General features: G+C 65.2%; 18 protein-coding genes. 8 read left to right on the forward strand and 10 right to left on the reverse strand.

Annotated elements, in window-relative coordinates; translation table 11 throughout:
• Nucleotides 1-539 precede the first annotated feature (539 nt).
• The gene (arc, locus tag ACGFK1_RS15120) at nucleotides 540-2,372 is read right to left on the reverse strand and encodes a proteasome ATPase (RefSeq protein ID WP_393430275.1); all 1,833 of its coding nucleotides are present in this window, start codon (nucleotides 2,370-2,372) and stop codon (nucleotides 540-542) included.
• A gap of 146 nt (nucleotides 2,373-2,518) precedes the next feature.
• On the opposite strand from arc, the gene ACGFK1_RS15125 reads away from it, so the two are divergent.
• The 3 genes from ACGFK1_RS15125 to ACGFK1_RS15135 all read left to right on the forward strand — a co-directional run bounded on the left by ACGFK1_RS15125 (nucleotide 2,519) and on the right by ACGFK1_RS15135 (nucleotide 3,867).
• The gene (locus tag ACGFK1_RS15125; RefSeq protein WP_393430278.1) at nucleotides 2,519-3,010 is read left to right on the forward strand and encodes a hypothetical protein; all 492 of its coding nucleotides are present in this window, start codon (nucleotides 2,519-2,521) and stop codon (nucleotides 3,008-3,010) included.
• 169 nt (nucleotides 3,011-3,179) lie between these two features.
• A complete protein-coding gene (locus tag ACGFK1_RS15130) occupies nucleotides 3,180-3,566 on the forward strand; it encodes a hypothetical protein (protein WP_393430280.1) in 387 nt (128 codons plus the stop codon).
• Nucleotides 3,567-3,570: 4 nt separating this feature from the next.
• Nucleotides 3,571-3,867, forward strand: a complete 297-nt coding sequence (locus tag ACGFK1_RS15135) for a DUF503 domain-containing protein (protein WP_393430282.1) — start codon at nucleotides 3,571-3,573, stop codon at nucleotides 3,865-3,867.
• On the opposite strand, the gene ACGFK1_RS15140 is transcribed toward ACGFK1_RS15135, so the two are convergent.
• Nucleotides 3,864-4,703, reverse strand: a complete 840-nt coding sequence (locus tag ACGFK1_RS15140; protein ID WP_393430284.1) for a tRNA (adenine-N1)-methyltransferase — start codon at nucleotides 4,701-4,703, stop codon at nucleotides 3,864-3,866. The two genes, ACGFK1_RS15135 and ACGFK1_RS15140, sit on opposite strands and share 4 nt — an antisense overlap.
• A gap of 75 nt (nucleotides 4,704-4,778) precedes the next feature.
• On the opposite strand from ACGFK1_RS15140, the gene ACGFK1_RS15145 reads away from it, so the two are divergent.
• From ACGFK1_RS15145 to ACGFK1_RS15165, 5 genes are all read left to right on the forward strand, one after another.
• Complete coding sequence (locus ACGFK1_RS15145; protein ID WP_393430286.1) at nucleotides 4,779-5,657, forward strand: RecB family exonuclease; 879 nt, start codon at nucleotides 4,779-4,781, stop codon at nucleotides 5,655-5,657.
• Complete coding sequence (locus ACGFK1_RS15150) at nucleotides 5,654-6,451, forward strand: thioesterase family protein (protein WP_393430288.1); 798 nt, start codon at nucleotides 5,654-5,656, stop codon at nucleotides 6,449-6,451. Before ACGFK1_RS15145 ends, ACGFK1_RS15150 begins: the two co-directional genes overlap by 4 nt.
• Nucleotides 6,452-6,530: 79 nt before the next feature.
• Nucleotides 6,531-6,848 carry an ArsR/SmtB family transcription factor gene (locus ACGFK1_RS15155; protein ID WP_393430290.1) on the forward strand — a complete coding sequence of 106 codons (318 nt, stop codon included), beginning with the start codon at nucleotides 6,531-6,533 and terminating at the stop codon, nucleotides 6,846-6,848.
• Nucleotides 6,845-7,342 carry an SRPBCC family protein gene (locus tag ACGFK1_RS15160; RefSeq protein WP_393430293.1) on the forward strand — a complete coding sequence of 166 codons (498 nt, stop codon included), beginning with the start codon at nucleotides 6,845-6,847 and terminating at the stop codon, nucleotides 7,340-7,342. The genes ACGFK1_RS15155 and ACGFK1_RS15160 overlap by 4 nt, the downstream gene beginning before the upstream one ends.
• A 1-nt stretch (nucleotide 7,343) precedes the next feature.
• Complete coding sequence (locus tag ACGFK1_RS15165; protein ID WP_393430296.1) at nucleotides 7,344-7,991, forward strand: flavodoxin family protein; 648 nt, start codon at nucleotides 7,344-7,346, stop codon at nucleotides 7,989-7,991.
• Here ACGFK1_RS15165 and ACGFK1_RS15170 read toward each other — a convergent pair.
• The 8 genes from ACGFK1_RS15170 to metH form a co-directional block, all read right to left on the reverse strand.
• Nucleotides 7,942-9,312 (reverse strand): FAD-containing oxidoreductase, encoded by a 1,371-nt coding sequence (locus ACGFK1_RS15170; RefSeq protein WP_393430299.1) that lies wholly within the window; start codon nucleotides 9,310-9,312, stop codon nucleotides 7,942-7,944. The genes ACGFK1_RS15165 and ACGFK1_RS15170 overlap by 50 nt on opposite strands.
• A 6-nt stretch (nucleotides 9,313-9,318) precedes the next feature.
• On the reverse strand, nucleotides 9,319-9,810 hold the full coding sequence (locus tag ACGFK1_RS15175) for a DUF4126 family protein (protein WP_393430302.1): 492 nt from the start codon (nucleotides 9,808-9,810) through the stop codon (nucleotides 9,319-9,321).
• Nucleotides 9,811-9,878: 68 nt separating this feature from the next.
• Nucleotides 9,879-10,730, reverse strand: coding sequence for an ATP phosphoribosyltransferase (gene hisG / locus ACGFK1_RS15180; RefSeq protein WP_393430305.1), 852 nt, complete (start codon nucleotides 10,728-10,730; stop codon nucleotides 9,879-9,881).
• Between the two features lie 5 nt (nucleotides 10,731-10,735).
• On the reverse strand, nucleotides 10,736-11,017 hold the full coding sequence (locus ACGFK1_RS15185) for a phosphoribosyl-ATP diphosphatase (protein ID WP_393430308.1): 282 nt from the start codon (nucleotides 11,015-11,017) through the stop codon (nucleotides 10,736-10,738).
• Between the two features lie 16 nt (nucleotides 11,018-11,033).
• Nucleotides 11,034-12,479: a catalase gene (locus tag ACGFK1_RS15190; protein ID WP_393430311.1), complete on the reverse strand. Its 1,446-nt coding sequence runs from the start codon at nucleotides 12,477-12,479 to the stop codon at nucleotides 11,034-11,036.
• Between the two features lie 116 nt (nucleotides 12,480-12,595).
• Nucleotides 12,596-14,059 (reverse strand): sugar porter family MFS transporter, encoded by a 1,464-nt coding sequence (locus ACGFK1_RS15195; RefSeq protein WP_393430314.1) that lies wholly within the window; start codon nucleotides 14,057-14,059, stop codon nucleotides 12,596-12,598.
• A gap of 57 nt (nucleotides 14,060-14,116) precedes the next feature.
• Nucleotides 14,117-14,800, reverse strand: a complete 684-nt coding sequence (locus ACGFK1_RS15200; protein ID WP_393430316.1) for an HAD family hydrolase — start codon at nucleotides 14,798-14,800, stop codon at nucleotides 14,117-14,119.
• A 123-nt stretch (nucleotides 14,801-14,923) separates the two neighbouring features.
• Nucleotides 14,924-18,658, reverse strand: a complete 3,735-nt coding sequence (gene metH, locus ACGFK1_RS15205) for a methionine synthase (protein ID WP_393430319.1) — start codon at nucleotides 18,656-18,658, stop codon at nucleotides 14,924-14,926.
• Nucleotides 18,659-18,811: the final 153 nt, after the last annotated feature.

Genomic DNA, 18,811 nt, shown 5'->3' on the forward strand with positions numbered 1-18,811 from the left:
TCCATCGTTATGGCCGCGCCCCGGTCGACGCGTGCGCCGACCCAAAACGACCAACTGCGCGTGCTTTTCGGCGTAGGGCTCCTGGAAGTCGCGCAGTTCATCCCTCCTCTTCTCCGTTACGCTCCGCGGCCACTGCTGAACCGAGCTTGAGACGTCATGGCGCGACTTGCGTGGTCGACGTTGCACAGTTTGTCAGTAGTAAGCATCGCCGGGCCCTGGCCCATCTGTCTTCACCCCTGAGCACGATTCACCCGGGTGATAATGCTCAAGGGCGCTCGGGCGCAATGAATAACCCACGGTTGAGCGTATGGCTCAGCGATACACCGGTCGATCGATGCCGGGTTTCAAGTTCCGTGGAAACACCGTGCGGCGGGCACAATAGTTTGACGACGTCCAGGACGCGGCTCCGACATGTTCGCTCGGGCACTGCTTTTCAACGGCTCGTTCGTACACGCTGCTGACCTAGCGAGTGTGCGCAGACTGCACGCCGCGAGGGTGCGTGTCCGTGTACAGACACGCACCCTCGCGGCAGTTGAGACCTACAGGTACTGACCCAGGTTCGACTCGGTGTCGATGGCGCGGCTTGCCGACGAACTCTTGCCGGTGACCAACGTGCGGATGTACACGATCCGCTCGCCCTTCTTGCCCGAGATCCGGGCCCAGTCATCGGGATTGGTGGTATTGGGCAGGTCCTCGTTCTCGGCGAACTCGTCGACGATCGAGTCCAGCAGATGCTGTATGCGCAGACCCGGCTGGCCCGTCTCGAGCACCGACTTGATCGCGTTCTTCTTCGCCCTGTCGACCACGTTCTGGATCATCGCGCCGGAGTTGAAGTCCTTGAAGTACATGACTTCCTTGTCACCGTTGGCATAGGTGACCTCCAGGAACCGGTTGTCGTCGATCTCGGCGTACATCCGGTCCACGACCTTCTCGATCATCGCCTTCAGGCATGCGACCCGGTCGCCGCCGAACTCGGCGAGATCGTCGGCGTGCACCGGCAGTTCCTCGGTCAGGTACTTGCTGAAGATGTCCTGTGCCGCTTCGGCGTCCGGGCGCTCGATCTTGATCTTGACGTCCAGACGGCCGGGCCGCAGGATCGCCGGGTCGATCATGTCCTCGCGGTTGGAGGCGCCGATGACGATGACGTTCTCCAGCCCCTCGACGCCGTCGATCTCACTCAACAGCTGCGGGACAACCGTGGTCTCGACGTCCGACGAAACACCGGTCCCGCGGGTGCGGAAGATCGAGTCCATCTCGTCGAAGAACACGATCACCGGGGTGCCCTCGGACGCCTTCTCGCGGGCGCGCTGGAAGATCAGCCGGATGTGGCGCTCGGTCTCGCCGACGAACTTGTTCAGCAGTTCCGGGCCCTTGATGTTGAGGAAGTAGGACTTCGCCTCGCGGGCGTCGTCGCCACGGACCTCGGCCATCTTCTTGGCCAGCGAGTTGGCCACCGCCTTGGCGATCAGCGTCTTGCCGCAGCCGGGCGGGCCATACAGCAGCACGCCCTTCGGTGGCCGCAGCGAGTACTCGCGATACAGCTCCTTGTGCAGGAACGGCAACTCGACGGCGTCGCGGATCTGCTCGATCTGCCTGCCGAGGCCGCCGATGTCGTTGTAGCTGACGTCGGGCACCTCTTCGAGCACCAGATCCTCGACCTCGGCCTTGGGAATGCGCTCGAACGCATACCCGGCCTTGGTGTCGACGAGCAGCGAGTCGCCGGGACGCAACTTGCGAGGCCGGTGGTCGTCGTCGTCGTCGATCACCTCGAGTTCGGGCAGGAACTCGGCGGCCACCAACGGCTCGGCCAGCCACACGATGCGCTCCTCGTCGGCGTGGCCGACCACGAGCGCGCGGTGCCCGTCGGACAGGATCTCGCGCAGCGTGCTGATCTCACCGACCGCTTCGAAGTTGCCGGCTTCGACCACTGTGAGTGCCTCGTTGAGGCGCACGGTCTGGCCCTGCTTGAGCGATTTGGTGTCGATGTTCGGCGAGCACGTCAACCGCATCTTGCGGCCGGAAGTGAACACGTCGACGGTGTCGTCGTCCTGCACGGAAAGAAGCACGCCGTAGCCGCTCGGCGGCTGGCCAAGCCGGTCCACCTCTTCGCGCAGCGCCAGCAACTGCTGACGGGCCTCTTTGAGGGTTTCCATCAGTTTTGCGTTGCGGGCCGCGAGCGAGTCGATCCTCGCCTCGAGTTGGTGTACATCGCGGGCGCTGCGGAGTCCGCTTTGCGGCCCTACCGCGTTCTCGAGCTGCTCACGCAGAAGCGCGGCTTCGCGTCGCAGCTCTTCCAATTCGGCGGCGTCATCGCTGGACATCCCGGACGCACCGGGTGTCCCGTACGCTTCAGAACGCTCTGACTCATTCATGTTGCGCCCCTTCCCGCACCGGAAGTTGGTGCAGTAACAACTTCAAAGCTACCGGCGATTCAGCCATTGTGTGCGGTGTAGGAATTCGACACACCAGCAACACTTGTTAACCTCTCTCGTGAGTTGGGCCGATCGAAAGGACAATCGTGACCCTGAAAACCCTCGTTACCGGCGTAGCAGCGGCTGCTCTGGTGGGCGGTGCGGCAGCAGGTGTGACTTCCATTGCATCTCCCGTCGCGTCGCCGGCGCCAGCCGTGCAACCGGTCGTGTGGGACATTCCGATGCCGCAGACGCCTGCCCCTGACTTGCAGGCCCCGCTGCTGCAGACGCTGCAGGCGCTCGGCGCGCCCGGCTTGTCTGCCAGCAAGGCGCCGTTCATCCAGGGCGGTATCGGCAGGATCGAAGGCCGGGTCGCGGATACGAAGTTGCGCGAGGCACAGGCTGACGGCAAGTTCCCGCTGTCGTTCACGCTCGCGAACATCGACCAGAACGGTGACTTCGTGACCGCCGACGTGACCGCCACAGCGGCCAGCGGTGGCGTCGCGACGCAGAACATCCAGTTCGTGCCTGGTCCGAGCCCCACGGGCTGGCAGATGTCCAAGCAGTCCCTCATGGCATTGATGTCGGCTGTCGGCTAGGCAGTTAGTGCATCGCACCTGTATCGCAACCCTGGGCGCCGTCACGTTAGTGGCGGCGCTCGGGCTTAGCGGGTGCGGCAGCGATACGGGTTCTGTACCCAGCCCGACGCCGTTTGCACTCAGTAAACCGCCGACGGTTCCGCCACCGCCGACCGAAACCGGTGCGCCCTTGCCCCCTGCGGCCACGCTGACCGATTTGATGGGCCGGCTCGCCGACCCCGACGTGGCGGGCGCCGACAAGGTCGGCCTCATCCAGTTCGGCACCTCCGCCGACGCGGCCGCGCTGGACAGGTTTGCCAAGGCGCTGCGCGACAGCGGCTATGCGCCGCTGACCTTCGATGCCTCCGACATGATCTGGGCGCAGGACCAGCCGGGCAACGTCATCGCCAACATCACGATGAAGCCGAACGGCCCGGCGGCCGAGGGCAAGGACTTGAAGTTCCCGATGGAGTTCAGCCCGCAGCAGACCACCTGGCAGCTGACCCGACAGACCGCGGACCTGCTGCTGCAGATGGGGCAGCAGCCCACCGCCCCGACGCCGACGCCGCCCCCCTGACCGCGTGTGGATCGGTTGGCTGGAGTTCGATCTGCTGCTCGGTGATGTGCACTCACTGAAGCAGAAGCGCTCTGTCATCCGTCCCGTCATCGCCGAATTGCAGCGCAGATTCGCGGTGTCCGCGGCCGAGACAGGCGACCGGGATCTGCACCGGCGGGCCAACATCGGCATCGCGGTGGTGTCGGCCGACCGCGGGCACATCGTCGAGGTTCTCGACGCCGCCGAGCGTCTGGTGGCGGCGCGACCGGAGACCGAACTGCTCTCCGCACGCCGAGGACTGCGCCGCAGCACCGACGACTAGATACTTCCGCCAAGCTGACGCTTGCGCCGCAACGGCATCGGCGCCACGGCGCCAGGAGCCAATTTGCGCACGTTGATCAGAAACGCCGTATGGCCGCGCATGGTGTGTTGAGGACGCACCGCCAGGCCGACCACATGCCATCCGCGTTGCATGCTCTCCCAGGCCCTCGGCTCGGTCCAGCACTGCTGTTCGCGAAGCGCCTCGACCGTGCGCGACAACTGCGTCACGGTTGCGACGTAGATCATCAGCACCCCGCCAGCCACGAGCGCGTTGGCGACGGCTTCGAGGACCTCCCACGGTGCCAGCATGTCGAGCACCACCCTGTCCACTTCTGGGCCCGCGTAGTCGGAGAGGTCGGCCGTGACCAGTTCCCAGTTGGCGGGCCGCTCACCGAAGAACGTCTCGACGTTGCGCACGGCATGCTCGGCGTGGTCCTCGCGTACCTCGTACGACGTCACCCGGCCGTCCGGTCCGACCGCTCGCAGCAGCGAACACGTCAGCGCCCCAGAACCCGCCCCGGCCTCCAACACCCGCGCTCCGGGGAAGATGTCGCCCTCGTGCACGATCTGGGCGGCGTCTTTGGGGTAGACGACCTGAGCGCCGCGCGGCATCGACATCACGTAGTCGACCAGCAGCGGCCTCAGCACCAGGAACTGATCGCCGCTCGTCGACTTCACCACACTGCCTTCCGGCAGCCCGATGACATTGTCGAGTGCGATGATCCCGCGGTGGGTGTGGAACTCCCCGCCAGGGGTCAGCACCATCGTGTAATGCCTGCCCTTCGCGTCAGTCAGCTGAACCCGATCGCCGACTTCGAACGGACCGGTCCTTCGCACAGCTGATCAGCCTGCCAGTTGACGCGCCGAGTCGGGTGTGCGGGGTTGTCGGACAGTCGCCATACGCTGGCAGTCATGAGCGACGAACCGGCCCGTGAGGTCCGTCGCCCTGCGTTGTCGCCGTCCAGGGCCAGCGACTTCAAGCAGTGCCCGCTGCTGTACCGGTTCCGCGCGATCGACCGGCTGCCCGAGCCCGCCTCCGCCGCGCAGGTCCGGGGTTCGGTCGTGCACGCGGCGCTGGAGCTGCTGTACGCGTTGCCCGCGGCGCAGCGGGGCCGTGATACCGCGATGACGCTCGTGGCCCCCGCATGGGACAGCGTGGCCGCCGCCCAGCCGGAGGTCGCGGCCGAGATCGCGCCTGCGCTGCAGGCGGACCTGCTCGACGAGGCGCGCGCGCTGCTGTCGGGCTACTACCGGCTCGAGGACCCCACCCGGTTCGACCCGCAGAGCTGCGAGCAACGCGTCGAAGTCGAATTGGCGGACGGCACACTGCTGCGCGGCTTCGTCGACCGCATCGATGTGGCGCCCACCGGCGAACTGCGAGTGGTCGACTACAAGACCGGCAAGGCTCCGCCGGAGGCGCGCGCACTGGCCGAATTCAAGGCGATGTTCCAGATGAAGTTCTACGCCGTGGCACTGTTTCGGTCGCGCGGCGTGCTACCCACTCGGCTTCGACTGCTGTATCTGTCCGACGGCCAGATCCTCGACTACACCCCCGACCTCGACGAGTTGCTGCGCTTCGAGAAGACGCTGATGGCGATCTGGCGAGCCATCCAATCAGCAGGGGTCACAGGCGACTTCCGGCCGCAACCGTCGCGGCTGTGCGATTGGTGCGCCCACCATGCGCATTGCCCGGTGTTCGGCGGCACTCCCCCGCCGTACCCCGGTTGGCCGGAGGTCCCCGCCGAGGGTGATGATGACACCGTGTTGCGCACCTCGGAGCCCGCGGCGTGATCGACTGCCTCTACCGTCGGCTCGGCAGCGACGGCGAGTTGCAGACGTTCGAGTCCACCGACGGCACCCGCAGCAACTGGGACCCCGAAATCCAGCATGGCTCACCGCCGCTGGCGCTGCTGACGAAGCTGATCGAGGAGCTGGCGGCCGATTCCGGGCTTCGCGTCGGACGGTTGACGTTGGATATCCTCGGCGCCATCCCGGTGAGCACGGTGCGCGCGCGGGCGTGGGTCGAGCGTCCGGGCTCGCGTATCTCGATGATGGCCGCCGAGATGCTGGCGTCCAAGCCAGACGCCACTGAACGGCCGGTCGCACGGGTGACTGCGTGGCTACTCGCGACAACCGACACCGCCGATGCCACCACCGACCGCTATCCCCCACTCGTCGAAGGCGATTCGATTCCGGTACCGCACAGCTGGCACGGTGCCACGGGATATCTCGAGACCGTCAGGTGGCGCACACAACGGCTGGCCGACGGGCAGACATCCGAAGCGTGGCTGAGCCCTCTGGTTCCCGTCGTCGATTCCGAACCGGTAACCGATCTGCAGCGGCTGGCGATGGTGGCCGATTCGGTCAACGGCGTCGGCGCCGCGCTTGACCCTGAGAAGTTCGTGTTTATGAACACCGACACCGTCGTGCATCTGCACCGATTGCCCTCCGGCCAGGATTTCGGGCTGCGTGCCCGCGGCTCCATCGGCCCCGACGGCATCGGGGTGACGACCGCGGATGTCTTTGATCGCCAAGGATTTATCGGCACCGTGGCGCAGACCCTGCTGGTTCAACGCCGCCCATAATCACCGCGTTCTGACCGCAGCTTCGAGCGTCCACATATATGCGGTTGCATCTATATAGATGCGGTGCAATACTCGAAGCATGGACGTCTTCGAAGCGGTCGCCGAGCCGAGTAGGCGCGCGCTGCTGGATGCACTCATCGACGGTGAGCGCACCGCGGGTGAACTCGTCGCGACGCTGCCCGGCCTGACGCAGCCCACCGTCTCGCGGCACCTGAAGGTGTTGCGTGAAGTGGGCCTCGTGGAAGTCCGTCCCGACGCCCAGCGGCGGATCTACGCGCTGCGCGCCGACGGACTGGTCGCGATCGACGACTGGATCAATCGATACCGCCGCTACTGGACCGGCCATCTCGATGCCCTCGAACGGCATCTCGAACGCAAGCACAGGGAGTCACGATGAACGAGCGCGACGGCCGACTCACGGTCGACGGCGACCGTGCGGTCTTGAATTTCGAACGCCGACTTCCCTTTCCGATCGACGTGGTGTGGTCGGCCATCACCAACCCCGACGAACGCGCGCAGTGGTTCGGCGAAACCACGATCGAGCCCCGCGAAGGCGGCACCATCGACATGGTCGCGACAGGACCACCGCTGCCACCCGAGCGCAAGCGGATGACCGGTCGCATTCTGGTGTGGGATCCACCGCATGTGCTCGAGCACGAGTGGAACCAGCCGATCGTCGAGGACGGCGTGGTGCGCTACGAACTCACCGCCGACGGCGACGGCACGCTGCTGCGGTTCACCCACCGCGGCCTCGGTGTGCGCAACGCGTCCGGTTTCTACGGCGGTACGCATGCCTACCTGGATCGGCTCGAGGCCTTTCTGTCCGGCGGCAAGCTGCCCGACTGGATAACCCGCCGCCTGGAAGTAAACCAACGAATGGGAGCGAACTAACATGTCGCACAACGGTTCTGATATCTCCGCGCCCACCCTCGCCATCGCTTATCACTCGGGCTTCGGCCATACCGCGGTGCTCGCCGATGCCGTCGCCGCCGGCGCCACGGAAGCGGGTGCGCTCGTCCACGTGATCGCTGTCGACCGCATGGCCGAGCAGCAGTGGGACATCCTTGACACCGCGGACGGCATCGTGTTCGGCACCGCCACGTACATGGGCAACGTGTCGGCCGGGTTCCAGGCCTTCGCCGAACAGACCGGGCGGCGGTGCCTCGAGGGCAGCTGGCGCGACAAGGTCGCTGCCGGGTTCACCAATTCCGGCGCCAAGAGTGGCGACAAGGTGAACACCCTTGTGTCGCTGGCGATCTTCGCGGCGCAGCACCACATGCATTGGGTCAGCCTGGGTTTGGGCGCCGGCTGGAACAGCGCGTCCGGCAGCGAGAACGATCTCAACCGGCTTGGCTTCTGGCTGGGCGCCGGCGCGCAGACCGACGTGGACGCCGATTCCGACCAGGTGCACCCGTCGGACGTGCAGACGTGCCGCCATCTGGGCTGGCGGGTCGCCGTGGTCACGCGCCAACTCGCGGTCGGCCGTTCCGTCACTCCAGCGGTTTCATCTCCTGCAGTATCGTCGGCACCAACTCACTGACCGTCGGGTGGATGTGCATAGTGCGTGAGATTGCCGTGTAGGGAAGCCTGGCAGTCATGATGTCGAGGACGGAGTGAACGACCTCGTCCCCTCCGACCCCGAAGATCGCGGCGCCGAGGATCTGCTCGGTTTCGGCGTCGACGACCACCTTCATGAAGCCTTCGGTCTCCCCCTTTTCCACCGCGCGCCCAACCCGGGTCATTGGTCGCTTGCCCACCAACGCTTTTCGGCCAGACTTGCGAACCTCGTCGACCGTCATGCCTGCTCGACCGAGCGGAGGGTCGATGTAGAGCGCGTAGGTGGTGATGCGGTCGCTGACCCGCCGCGGATCGTCGTCGAGCAGATTGGCCGCCACGATCTCGTAGTCGTTGTACGAGGTGTGCGTGAAGGCACCCCTGCCGTTGCAGTCGCCCATCGCCCAGATGTGTTCGACGTTGGTCCGCAATTGATCGTCGACGACGATGTAGCCGCGACCGTCGGTCTCGACACCGGCCTTCTCCAGCCCGAGGTCGTCGGTGTTCGGTTGCCGTCCAACAGCCATCAACAGGTGAGTACCGACGATCGGTTGGGCACCGTCGGCGGGTATCACATGAAACCCGCGGTCCTGCTTGACAAACCGAATCGCGTCAGCGTTCAGCACGATGTCGATGCCTTCGGCCTCCAATATTTCCTTGATGGTGGCCGAGACGTCCTCGTCTTCTCGTGACGTCAGCCGCGGTCCCCGCTGCACCACGGTGACCCGCGCACCGAAGCGCCGGTACATCTGTGCGAACTCGAGCGCGATGTAACTTCCGCCGATGATCACCAGATGCTCTGGTAGGGCGTCGAGTTCGAGGATGCCGACATTGGTCATGTAGTCGATGCCATCGAGGCCAGGCATGTCGGGCGCCACCGCTCGGCCCCCGACGTTGAGGAAGATTTTGTCGGCTTCCAACTCCCGGCCGTCGACGCTGATCGTGTGCGGCCCCTCGAAGCGGGCGTGTCCGCGAATCAGGGTGCAGCCCGCCATTCCCGCCAGCCACGACTCGACGCCGCTGCGGTCGTCGAGGATGATCTTGTCCTTGCGCGCCTTGACCCTTGTCATGTCAACGGTGATTTCGCCTGTGCCGACGCCGTATTCGGCGCCGCGGCGGGCCAGTTGCGCCGCATGTGCGCTGGCCACCATCGTCTTGGTCGGGATGCAACCGGAGTTGACGCAGGTGCCGCCGACGAGCTTGCGTTCGATTACCGCGACCGTCTGACCGGCCTCGGTCAGCCTGCCGGCCAGCGGCGGTCCCGCCTGACCCGCGCCGACGATGATCGCGTCGAATTTCTCCGGCATAGACGGCTAAACCAGCGGGGCGAAGCTGACGAGGAACGCGATCAGGAATCCGCCGCCGACGGCCACGACGTCCTCACCGATGGCCACCGGCCTGTCGTTGCCGCCGTTGGCCGCCACCAGCCGGGTGCGGGCCTCCGCACCGCCGAGCGTGCCGAGCACCGCGCCGATCATTCCGGCGCCCATCCCGATGAAGGTGTGATGCGACACGCTGCCGATGACCGCGCCCGCGAACGCCCCCGTGACGAGCCTGGAGATGAACTGGGACGGCGCCCTGCGGCTCGGGGTCTTGGGCAGCTGGTCGGTGACCAACTCGACGAGCAGGAAGATGGTCAACACTGTGACGGTGATGGGATGCGCCACCCACTCCGACCACTTGCCGTCGACGTCGATCCAGCCGAGGAACGCACCCCATGCCACCACCGCAGGCGCGGTCAGCGCCCGCAGGCCTGCGATCACACCGATCAGCAGCGCGAGCACGATTACGACGACCTGCGTCATGGCAACCTCCGGAGCCGCGAAAAAGACAACCGGACGCTAACACGCAGCGCCCAACTGAGCCCGCTGAATCAGAAGCGGCAAAACCTGATGTCGGAAGCCAGAATCGCTTTGGCTCCGATGGCGGCCAGTTCGTCCATGATCGCGTTGACGTCGCGGCGTGGCACCAGGGCCCGCACAGCTACCCACGCCGGATCGGCGAGCGGGGCGATCGTCGGAGATTCCAGACCGGGTGTGACCGCGGTTGCGTCGTCGAGGACGCTGCGCGGGCAGTCATAGTCGAGCATCAGGTACTGCTGTCCGAACACCACACCCTGCACCCTGCCCGCTAATTGGTCCCGGGCGGCGGCGTTCTGCTCGCCGGCGTCTTCGCGTTCGATGAGAACCGCCTCCGAATCGCACAGCGATTCACCGAACGCGACGAGGTCATGCAACGACAGCGTGCGACCTGAACCGACCACATCGGCGATCGCGTCAGCGACGCCGAGTTGCACCGAGATCTCGACGGCACCGTCGAGTCGGATGACCTTGGCGTCAATCCCGCGACGGGCCAAGTCTTTTCGTACCAAGTTCGGGAACGCGGTGGCGATCCGCTTGCCCGCGAGGTCCTCGACGTCCCACTGCCGCCCCGCCGGCGCCGCATAGCGGAAGGTCGAAGCGCCGAAGCCGAGCGCAAGCCGTTCCCGAACGGGTGCATCGGATTCGTGCGCGAGATCGCGGCCGGTGATGCCCAAGTCGAGTTGGCCCGATCCGACGTAGATCGCAATGTCTTTGGGTCGCAGGAAGAAGAACTCGACGTTGTTGACCGGATCGAGGACGGTCAGGTCCTTGGCATCGGTGCGCCGCCGGTAACCCGCCTCCGACAGGATTTCAGCGGCCCGCTCTGACAGCGTTCCCTTGTTGGGTACGGCGACCCGCAGCATCCCGTTCACAGCTTGGCGTACACGTCGTCGAGGGAGATGCCGCGCGAGATCATCAGCACCTGCGTCCAGTACAACAGCTGGCTGATCTCGTCGGCGAGGGCGTCATCGCCCTCGTGTTCGGCGGCCAGCCACACCTCGCCGGCCTCCTCGAGGATCTTCTTGCCAATCCCGTGCACGCCGCCGTCCAGGGCCGCGACGGTGCCACTGCCCGCCGGTCGGGTGCGCGCGCGCTCCGTCAACTCGGCGAACAGGGCATCGAACGTTTTCACGGGACGCGATTGTTTCACGCCCGCGCGGCCGCGGTCACGCGGGTTTGCCTCGGACGGCCTCCTCGATGCGGTCGCCGATGACCTTGTCGATGTTGCGCCAGTACTCGAAGGCACGCAGCAGGACCGCCTCAGACACGCCGTTGCGCAGATGCCTGGCGACATTGCTCACCAGCCGCCCGCGTTCGGCGTCGTCCATCACATCGCGAATCAGCACGCCGGCCTGACCCCAGTCGTCGTCTTCGACGTGCAGGGTGTTGGCGGCGCGCACCATCTCCCCGTCGGCCGCCCACACCACCTCTGCGGCCCTGGCCGGGTCGGCCACCGGTCCGCCGTAGGAGTTGGGCGCGTACACCGGGTCGGTGGCATTGTGGATCCGCATGGCGCCGTCCTTGGAGTACGAATGCACCGGCGCCTTCGGCGCGTTGACCGGGATCTGTTTGTAGTTGACTCCCAGCCGCGCCCGATGCGCGTCGCCGTAGGCGAAGGTGCGGCCGAGCAGCATCTTGTCCGGAGACAGCCCAGTGCCAGGCACCTGGTTGCTCGGCGCGAAGGCAGCCTGCTCGATCTCGGTGTGGTGGTCGGTGAAGTTGCGGTTCAACACCAACTTGCCGACCTCGATCAGCGGGTATTCGGCGTGCGGCCAGGTCTTCGTCAGATCGAACGGGTTGATCCGATACGTCTTGGCGTCCTCGAACGACATGATCTGCATCTTCAGCGTCCAGCTGGGATAGTCACCGGTCTTGATCGCCTCGTGCAGGTCTCGGGCGTGGTGGTCACCGTCGACGCTGACCAGGCGGTCGGCCTCGTCCTGCGTCAGGTTCTCGACGCCCTGGTCGGAGATGAAGTGGTATTTGACCCACGAGATCTTCCCGTCGGCGTTCACCCAGCTGTAGGTGTGGCTGCCGTAGCCGTTCATGTGCCGCCACGTGCTCGGGATGCCGCGGTCGCCGAACAACCAGGCCACCTGATGCGCCGTTTCCGGTGTCAACGTCCAGAAATCCCACTGCATATCGTGGTCACGCAGGTTGTTGTCGGCTCGGCGCTTCTGCGAGCGGATGAAGTGCTGGAACTTCAACGGGTCCCGGATGAAGAACACCGGTGTGTTGTTGCCGACGATGTCGAGGTTGCCCTCGGTGGTGTAGAACCGCAACGCGAAGCCCCGGGGGTCGCGCCAGGTGTCTGGGCTGCCGCGCTCCCCCGCCACCGTCGAAAACCGAATCAGCGTCTCGGTTTTCACGCCCGGCTGGAACACGGCGGCGCGGGTGTATGCGCTGACGTCATGCGTGACTTCGAAATAGCCGAACGCGCCGGAACCCTTGGCGTGCGGTTGACGTTCAGGTATGCGCTCTCTGTTGAAGTTCGCCATCTGCTCGATCAGGTAGCTGTCGTGCAGCAGAATCGGGCCGTCCGGACCGATCGTCAGCGAATGCGCATCGCTGGCCACCGGGATGCCTGCATCGTTCGTGGTCGGTTCTGTCATTGTCGAGTCTCCTTGTGGCGGGCCAGAAGTCGGCCGGTGCAGTCAGTGTGGACTCGAACACAGAACGACTGACCGTGGCATATGCGCCACGTTTCCCACAAAAAGCGACAGGAGGACTAGTGCGGCGCGGGGTTCGCGGTGTGGTGCATCGCTTCGCTGTGCATGTCCTCCAGATGCTTGCCCTTGGTCTCCTCAACCCATTTCCAGACGAAGATGAAAGACAGCACCGCGCACAGCGCATAGAACCCGTATGCCAATCCGAGCACGTCGCGCAGTGCCGGGAACGACACGGTGATCAGCCAGTTGGCCGCCCACTGGCCGGCGGCCGCCAATCCCAATGCGGCCCCCCGGATGCGATTCGGGAACATCTCGCCCAGCAGCACCCACACCACCGGCCCCCACGACATGCCGAACGCCACGACGAACAGGTTGGCAGCGACCAGAGCGATCGGTCCGGCAACGGGCCCGAGATGAGGCTTCCCGTCGATAATTTCGGCAGTCTGAAAAACGACCGCCATCGTCGCCAACGTGACCGCCATACCGGTTGAGCCGACTAGGAGCAGCGGTTTGCGACCGACCTTGTCGATCAGGGCTATCGCGATCAGCGTGGTGAGGATGTTCGTGATCGACGTGATCACGGTGATCGTGAACGAGGAACTTTCCTTGAAACCGACCGCCTCCCACAGCACGTTCGAGTAGTAGAAGATCACGTTGATGCCGACGAACTGCTGGAAGACCGACAGTCCGACCCCTACCCACACGATTCCGTACAGGCCGCCCGTCGGCTTGCACAGATCACGCCACGACGGCGGCTTCTCGGACTTCAAGGACTCCTGGATACGAGTGATCGTCAGTTGCAGGTTCTTCTCGCCCAGCAACATCGTGAGTACGCGGCGGGCTTCTGGGATCCGGAACTTCGCGACGAGATACCGCGGTGACTCGGGAATCGTGAAGGCCAGTCCCCCGTAGAGAATGGCCGGCACCGCCATCACCAGGAACATCCACCGCCAGGCCTCCAGTCCCAACCACAGCTCCTCACGCGATCCTCCGGCGAGGTGGGCCAGCAGATAGTCGACCGCCAGCGATAGGAAGATTCCGGTCACGATCGCCAATTGCTGTAGCGAGCCGAGCCGACCACGAATGCGCGGCGGGGAGGTCTCGGCGATATAGGCCGGCGCGATGACCGACGCCACTCCTACCCCGATACCGCCGACGATGCGGAAAATCACCACCACCCACACATTGGGTGCAAGACCGGTGCCGATCGCACTGATCAGGAACAGCACGGCGGCGATCTTCATGACCGAGAGCCTGCCGATCCGGTCGGCGAGCCGGCCGGCCGTGACCGCGCCGAGTGCGGCGCCCAACAGAGCTGAGGCGACCGCGAAGCCGAGGGTGGTGTTGCCGATGCCGAAGTCTTCCTGAATCGACGAGACAGCGCCGTTGATCACCGCGCTGTCATAGCCGAAAAGAAAACCGCCGAGCGCCGCCACCGAGGCGATCAGGACCACACGGCCGCTGTGCTCGGACTCCTCGTAGTCCAATCCTGCGGGGATATCACCGACGGGTCCATGAGTCATGAGGCGCCCTTCCACAGGATTGCGTGACGAGCATCACACTAATCACCCTTGGTGGGTTCAGGCGGTGCGTTCACCGAACTGAGACGTGACTTCGGAGAAGATTCGATACAAGTCGTCCACGTCGACGTCGGCAAGCGACGAGATGTGCCGTCGGCGGGGCCCGCGGGGCACCGCTACGTCATTGGGAATCACCAAGACCGGACAACCAGCATCTTCGGCTGCCGCAGTTCCTGTGGCCGAATCCTCGATGGCCAAACACGCCGACGCCGGCAGATCCAGCAACGCCGCCGCGCGCAGGTACAGATCCGGTGCGGGCTTGCCCTGCGGCACTTCGTCGGCGCACACGGTAACCGAAAAATACTGGCGACCAATGCTGTTCAGTGCCCGGTCAGTGAGCTCGCGTTGGGTGTTGGTCACCAGTGCCATCGGAATGCGTTCGGCAGCAATGGCTTCTAACAACTCCTGCGCGCCGTCGCACCACGGCAGTCCGGCGTCGAACAACTCCGCTGTGTAGTCGTGCAGCCAGCGAATGGAATCGGCCATCGCAGTCGGTTCCATCTCCAGACCCAGGTCGGCGTACACGGTGCGCATGGTGTCCTCGGCGGAGCCACCGACCATCGATTCGCGCACCTGCGGCGTCAGCACGCCACCGAGGTGTCCGTAGAGCGCCGCCAACGAGATGTCCCAGAGTTTTTCGGAGTCGACGAGCGTGCCATCCATGTCGAACAGCACCGCTTGCATGCAACCAATTCTGTCAGAGGTCGTCCGCACGGTGAAATCGTGACGACGGCGTGACCGGCGTCACAGGGCTGATGGTGCCGACAGCTTGCACCAAAAGCCCTGGAGCCGTTGGCATTCGCGTACTCAGTCTTCGGGGTTGTAGCCCAGGTTGGGGGCCAGCCAGCGCTCGGCTTCGGCCAGGGTCCAGCCCTTGCGCTTGGCGTAGTCGGCGACCTGATCCTGGGCCAGCCTGCCGACCACGAAGTACTGCGACTGCGGATGCGAGAAGTACCAGCCGCTGACGGCCGCGCCAGGCCACATCGCCATCGACTCGGTGAGCTCGATACCGGTCCGTTTGGTGGCGTCCAGCAAGTCGAACAGCGTCACCTTCTCGGTGTGCTCCGGGCACGCCGGGTAGCCGGGAGCAGGGCGGATGCCCTGATACTTCTCGCCGATGAGTGCCTCGTTGTCCAGCTGCTCGTCGGGCTGGTATCCCCAGAACTCCTTGCGAACCCGCTGGTGCATCCGCTCGGCGAACGCCTCCGCCAGCCGGTCGGCCAGCGACTCAAGCAGAATCGCGCTGTAGTCGTCGTTGGCCGCCTTGAACTCCGCGATTTTGTCACCGCTGCCCAGCCCGGCGGTGACCGCGAACGCGCCGACGTAGTCCGCCAGGCTCGTTTCCTTGGGGGCGATGAAGTCGCCAAGCGACCGGTTCGGAATGCCGTCGCGGTGCTCGCCCTGCTGCCGCAGGTTGTGCAGGGTGGTAAGTACCTCGCTGCGGGTTTCGTCGGTGTACACCTCGATGTCGTCACCCACCGCGTTCGCCGGGAAGAACCCGATCGCCCCATTGGCGGTCAGCCACTTCTCCTTGATCAGGGTGTCGAGCATCTCCTGGGCGTCGTCGTACAGCTTGCGGGCGGCCTCGCCAGAAGCCGGGTTGTTGAGGATGTCGGGGAAGCGGCCCTTCATCTCCCAGGCGTTGAAGAACGGCTGCCAGTCGATGAACTCGCGCAACTCCGAGAGGTCGTAGGCGGAAAATTCGCGCACGCCGAGACCCTGGGCGGGCACCGGCGGCGTGTAGCCGTCCCACTCGATCGGTGTTCGGTTGGCGCGGGCCATCTGGAGCGTCAGCATCGGCCGGTCGTTCTTCTGAGCGTGCCGTTCCCGCAAGGATGCGTAGTCCTTCTCGGTGGCCTCCAGCAGGGCCGGCCGCTGCTTGTCGTCCAGCAGCGCTGCAGCGACGGGCACCGAGCGCGACGCATCCTTGACCCAGACCACCGGACCACTGCGCCGCGGCGCGATCTTCACGGCCGTATGCGCGCGCGACGTGGTCGCGCCGCCGATCAGCAGCGGGATCTCCAAGCCCTCGCGTTCCATCTCGACGGCGAAATTGCTCATCTCGTCCAGCGACGGCGTGATCAGGCCGGACAGCCCGATGATGTCGGCGTCGTGTTCCTTCGCGGCCTCGAGGATTTTCTGCGCGGGCACCATCACTCCGAGGTCGATGACCTCGAAGTTGTTGCACTGCAACACAACTCCGACGATGTTCTTGCCGATGTCGTGGACGTCGCCCTTCACCGTCGCCATCACGATGGTGCCGTTGGTGTCCTTGGCGGCTGTCGTGCCGTTCTGCTCTTTCTCCGCCTCGATGAACGGCAGCAGGTAGGCGACGGCCTTCTTCATCACCCGCGCCGACTTCACCACCTGCGGCAGGAACATCTTGCCCGAGCCGAACAGGTCGCCGACGACGTTCATGCCGTCCATCAGCGGTCCCTCGATCACCTCGATCGGGCGACCATCGGCGGCCGCGATCTCCGCGCGCAACTCCTCGGTGTCCTCATCGACGTGGGCGTCGATACCCTTTACCAGGGCGTGCGTGATCCGCTCGCGAACCGGCAGGCTGCGCCACTCGGCTGCGGCGGGATCCTCGCCTCTTTCGGTCTTGTTGAAGCGCTCGGCGATCTCCAGCAGTCGTTCGGCCGCATCCGGGCGACGGTTCAGCACGACGTCTTCGATGCGGTCGCGCAACTCGGGGTCGATCGAGTCGTACGGCACAAGCGCACCGGCGTTGACGATGCCCATGTCCAATCCGGCCTTGATGGCGTGGAACAGGAACACCGCGTGAATCGCCTCGCGGACGGGGTTGTTGCCACGGAACGAGAAAGAGACGTTGGAGATGCCACCGGAGATGTGCACTCCGGGAAGGTTCTCCTTGATCCAGGCGCAAGAATCGATGAAGTCGATGCCGTAGGACGCGTGCTCCTCGATCCCGGTCGCGAGCGCGAAGCAGTTCGGGTCGAAGATGATGTCCTCGGGCGGGAAGCCGACCTCTTCGGTGAGAATCCGGTAGGCGCGGCCGCAGATGTCCTTGCGGCGCTCCAGATTGTCGGCCTGCCCCTTCTCGTCGAAGGCCATCACCACGACGGCGGCACCGTACTTTCGGGCCAGCCGCGCCTCGCGAACGAACTTCCCCTCGCCCTCCTTCATCGAGATCGAGTTGATGATCGGCTTGCCCTGCACGTTCTTCAGGCCGGCCTCGATGACCTCCCACTTGGAGGAGTCGATCATCACCGGGACCCGGCTGATGTCGGGCTCGGCGGCGATCAGCTTGGTGAACCGGTCCATCGCGGCGACGCCGTCGATCATGCCCTCGTCCATGTTGATGTCGATGACCTGCGCACCGACCTCGACCTGTTGCAGCGCCACCGACAGCGCGGTGTCGTAGTCCTCGGCCTTGATCAGGTTGCGGAAGCGGGCGGAGCCGGTGATGTTGGTGCGCTCACCGATGTTCACGAACAGCGAGTCTTCGGTGATGTTGAGCGGCTCGAGACCCGAAAGCCGGGTGGCCACCGGGATCTCCGGCACCTTCCGCGGCGGCTTGCCATCGACGACCTTGGCGATCTCGGCGATGTGCGCAGGCGTCGTGCCGCAGCACCCGCCGACCAGGTTGACCAGCCCTGACTCGGCGAACTCGTTGACATAACCGGCCTGCTGCGTGGGGAACTCGTCGTACTCGCCGAAGGCGTTGGGCAGGCCCGCGTTCGGATAGCAGGAGACGAAGGTGTCGGCGATGCGCGACACCTCGGCGATGTAGGGCCTCATCTCCGGCGCTCCGAGCGCGCAGTTGAGACCGACCGCGAGCGGCCTGGCGTGCCTGATCGAGTTCCAGAACGCTTCGGTGACCTGACCGGACAACGTCCGCCCGGAAGCGTCCGTGATCGTGCCCGAGATGATCACCGGCCAGCGTCGGCCCCGCTCCTCGAACAGCGTCTCGATGGCGAAAATCGCCGCCTTGGCGTTCAGCGTGTCGAAGATCGTCTCGACGATCAGCAGGTCGGCACCGCCGTCGACCAGACCCCTGGCCGCGTCGTGGTAGGCGGCCACCAGTTCGTCATAGGAGACGTTGCGGGCGCCGGGGTCGTTGACGTCCGGTGAGATCGACGCGGTCCGCGTCGTCGGGCCCAGCGCGCCTGCGACGTAGCGGGGCTTCTCGGCGGTGCTGAACTCGTCGCAGGCCTTGCGGGCCAAGGCGGCGCCCGCGTAGTTGAGTTCGTACGCCAGCTCGGCCATGCCGTAGTCGGAAAGCGAGATCGCGTTCGCGTTGAACGTGTTGGTTTCCAGGATGTCGGCGCCCGCCTCGAGGTACTCGCGGTGGATGCCCTCGATGATCTGCGGCTGCGTCAGAGTGAGCAGGTCGTTGTTGCCCTGAAGGGGACTCGACCAGTCCTTGAACCGGTCACCTCGATAGCCGGCCTCGTCCGGCCGGTCCCGCTGGATCGCCGTGCCCATCGCGCCGTCGATCACCATGATCCGGTCGCGCAGTGCCGCCGTCAGCTCGTCGGTGCTGTCGGGGCGGACCTTCGGCTCGAAATCTGTCATGCGCGTTCCTTCCGTAACGGAAGGCGTCCTTGACTTCGCCGAGCGTGGCGGATATCCAGCGGGGACCCAGGCCCCACAAGTACCCGTTGCAACGCCTCTCGACCAGAAAAGTCTACGTCGTCACCCGATCGACGTCTGGACGCCCACTGCCGC

This window comes from Mycobacterium sp. NPDC048908, assembly GCF_043197955.1.
Classification (GTDB): domain Bacteria; phylum Actinomycetota; class Actinomycetes; order Mycobacteriales; family Mycobacteriaceae; genus Mycobacterium.

Bases quoted from the DNA above. Each gene is read 5' to 3' on its own strand.
- ACGFK1_RS15160 (WP_393430293.1), top strand. From the start codon at position 6,845: ATGAACGAGCGCGACGGCCGACTCACGGTCGACGGCGACCGTGCGGTC.
- hisG (WP_393430305.1), bottom strand. From the start codon at position 10,730: ATGCTGCGGGTCGCCGTACCCAACAAGGGAACGCTGTCAGAGCGGGCC.
- ACGFK1_RS15145 (WP_393430286.1), top strand. From the start codon at position 4,779: ATGAGCGACGAACCGGCCCGTGAGGTCCGTCGCCCTGCGTTGTCGCCG.
- metH (WP_393430319.1), bottom strand. From the start codon at position 18,658: ATGACAGATTTCGAGCCGAAGGTCCGCCCCGACAGCACCGACGAGCTG.
- ACGFK1_RS15165 (WP_393430296.1), top strand. From the start codon at position 7,344: ATGTCGCACAACGGTTCTGATATCTCCGCGCCCACCCTCGCCATCGCT.
- ACGFK1_RS15170 (WP_393430299.1), bottom strand. From the start codon at position 9,312: ATGCCGGAGAAATTCGACGCGATCATCGTCGGCGCGGGTCAGGCGGGA.
- ACGFK1_RS15155 (WP_393430290.1), top strand. From the start codon at position 6,531: ATGGACGTCTTCGAAGCGGTCGCCGAGCCGAGTAGGCGCGCGCTGCTG.
- ACGFK1_RS15175 (WP_393430302.1), bottom strand. From the start codon at position 9,810: ATGACGCAGGTCGTCGTAATCGTGCTCGCGCTGCTGATCGGTGTGATC.
- arc (WP_393430275.1), bottom strand. From the start codon at position 2,372: ATGAATGAGTCAGAGCGTTCTGAAGCGTACGGGACACCCGGTGCGTCC.
- ACGFK1_RS15190 (WP_393430311.1), bottom strand. From the start codon at position 12,479: ATGACAGAACCGACCACGAACGATGCAGGCATCCCGGTGGCCAGCGAT.
- ACGFK1_RS15200 (WP_393430316.1), bottom strand. From the start codon at position 14,800: ATGCAAGCGGTGCTGTTCGACATGGATGGCACGCTCGTCGACTCCGAA.
- ACGFK1_RS15195 (WP_393430314.1), bottom strand. From the start codon at position 14,059: ATGACTCATGGACCCGTCGGTGATATCCCCGCAGGATTGGACTACGAG.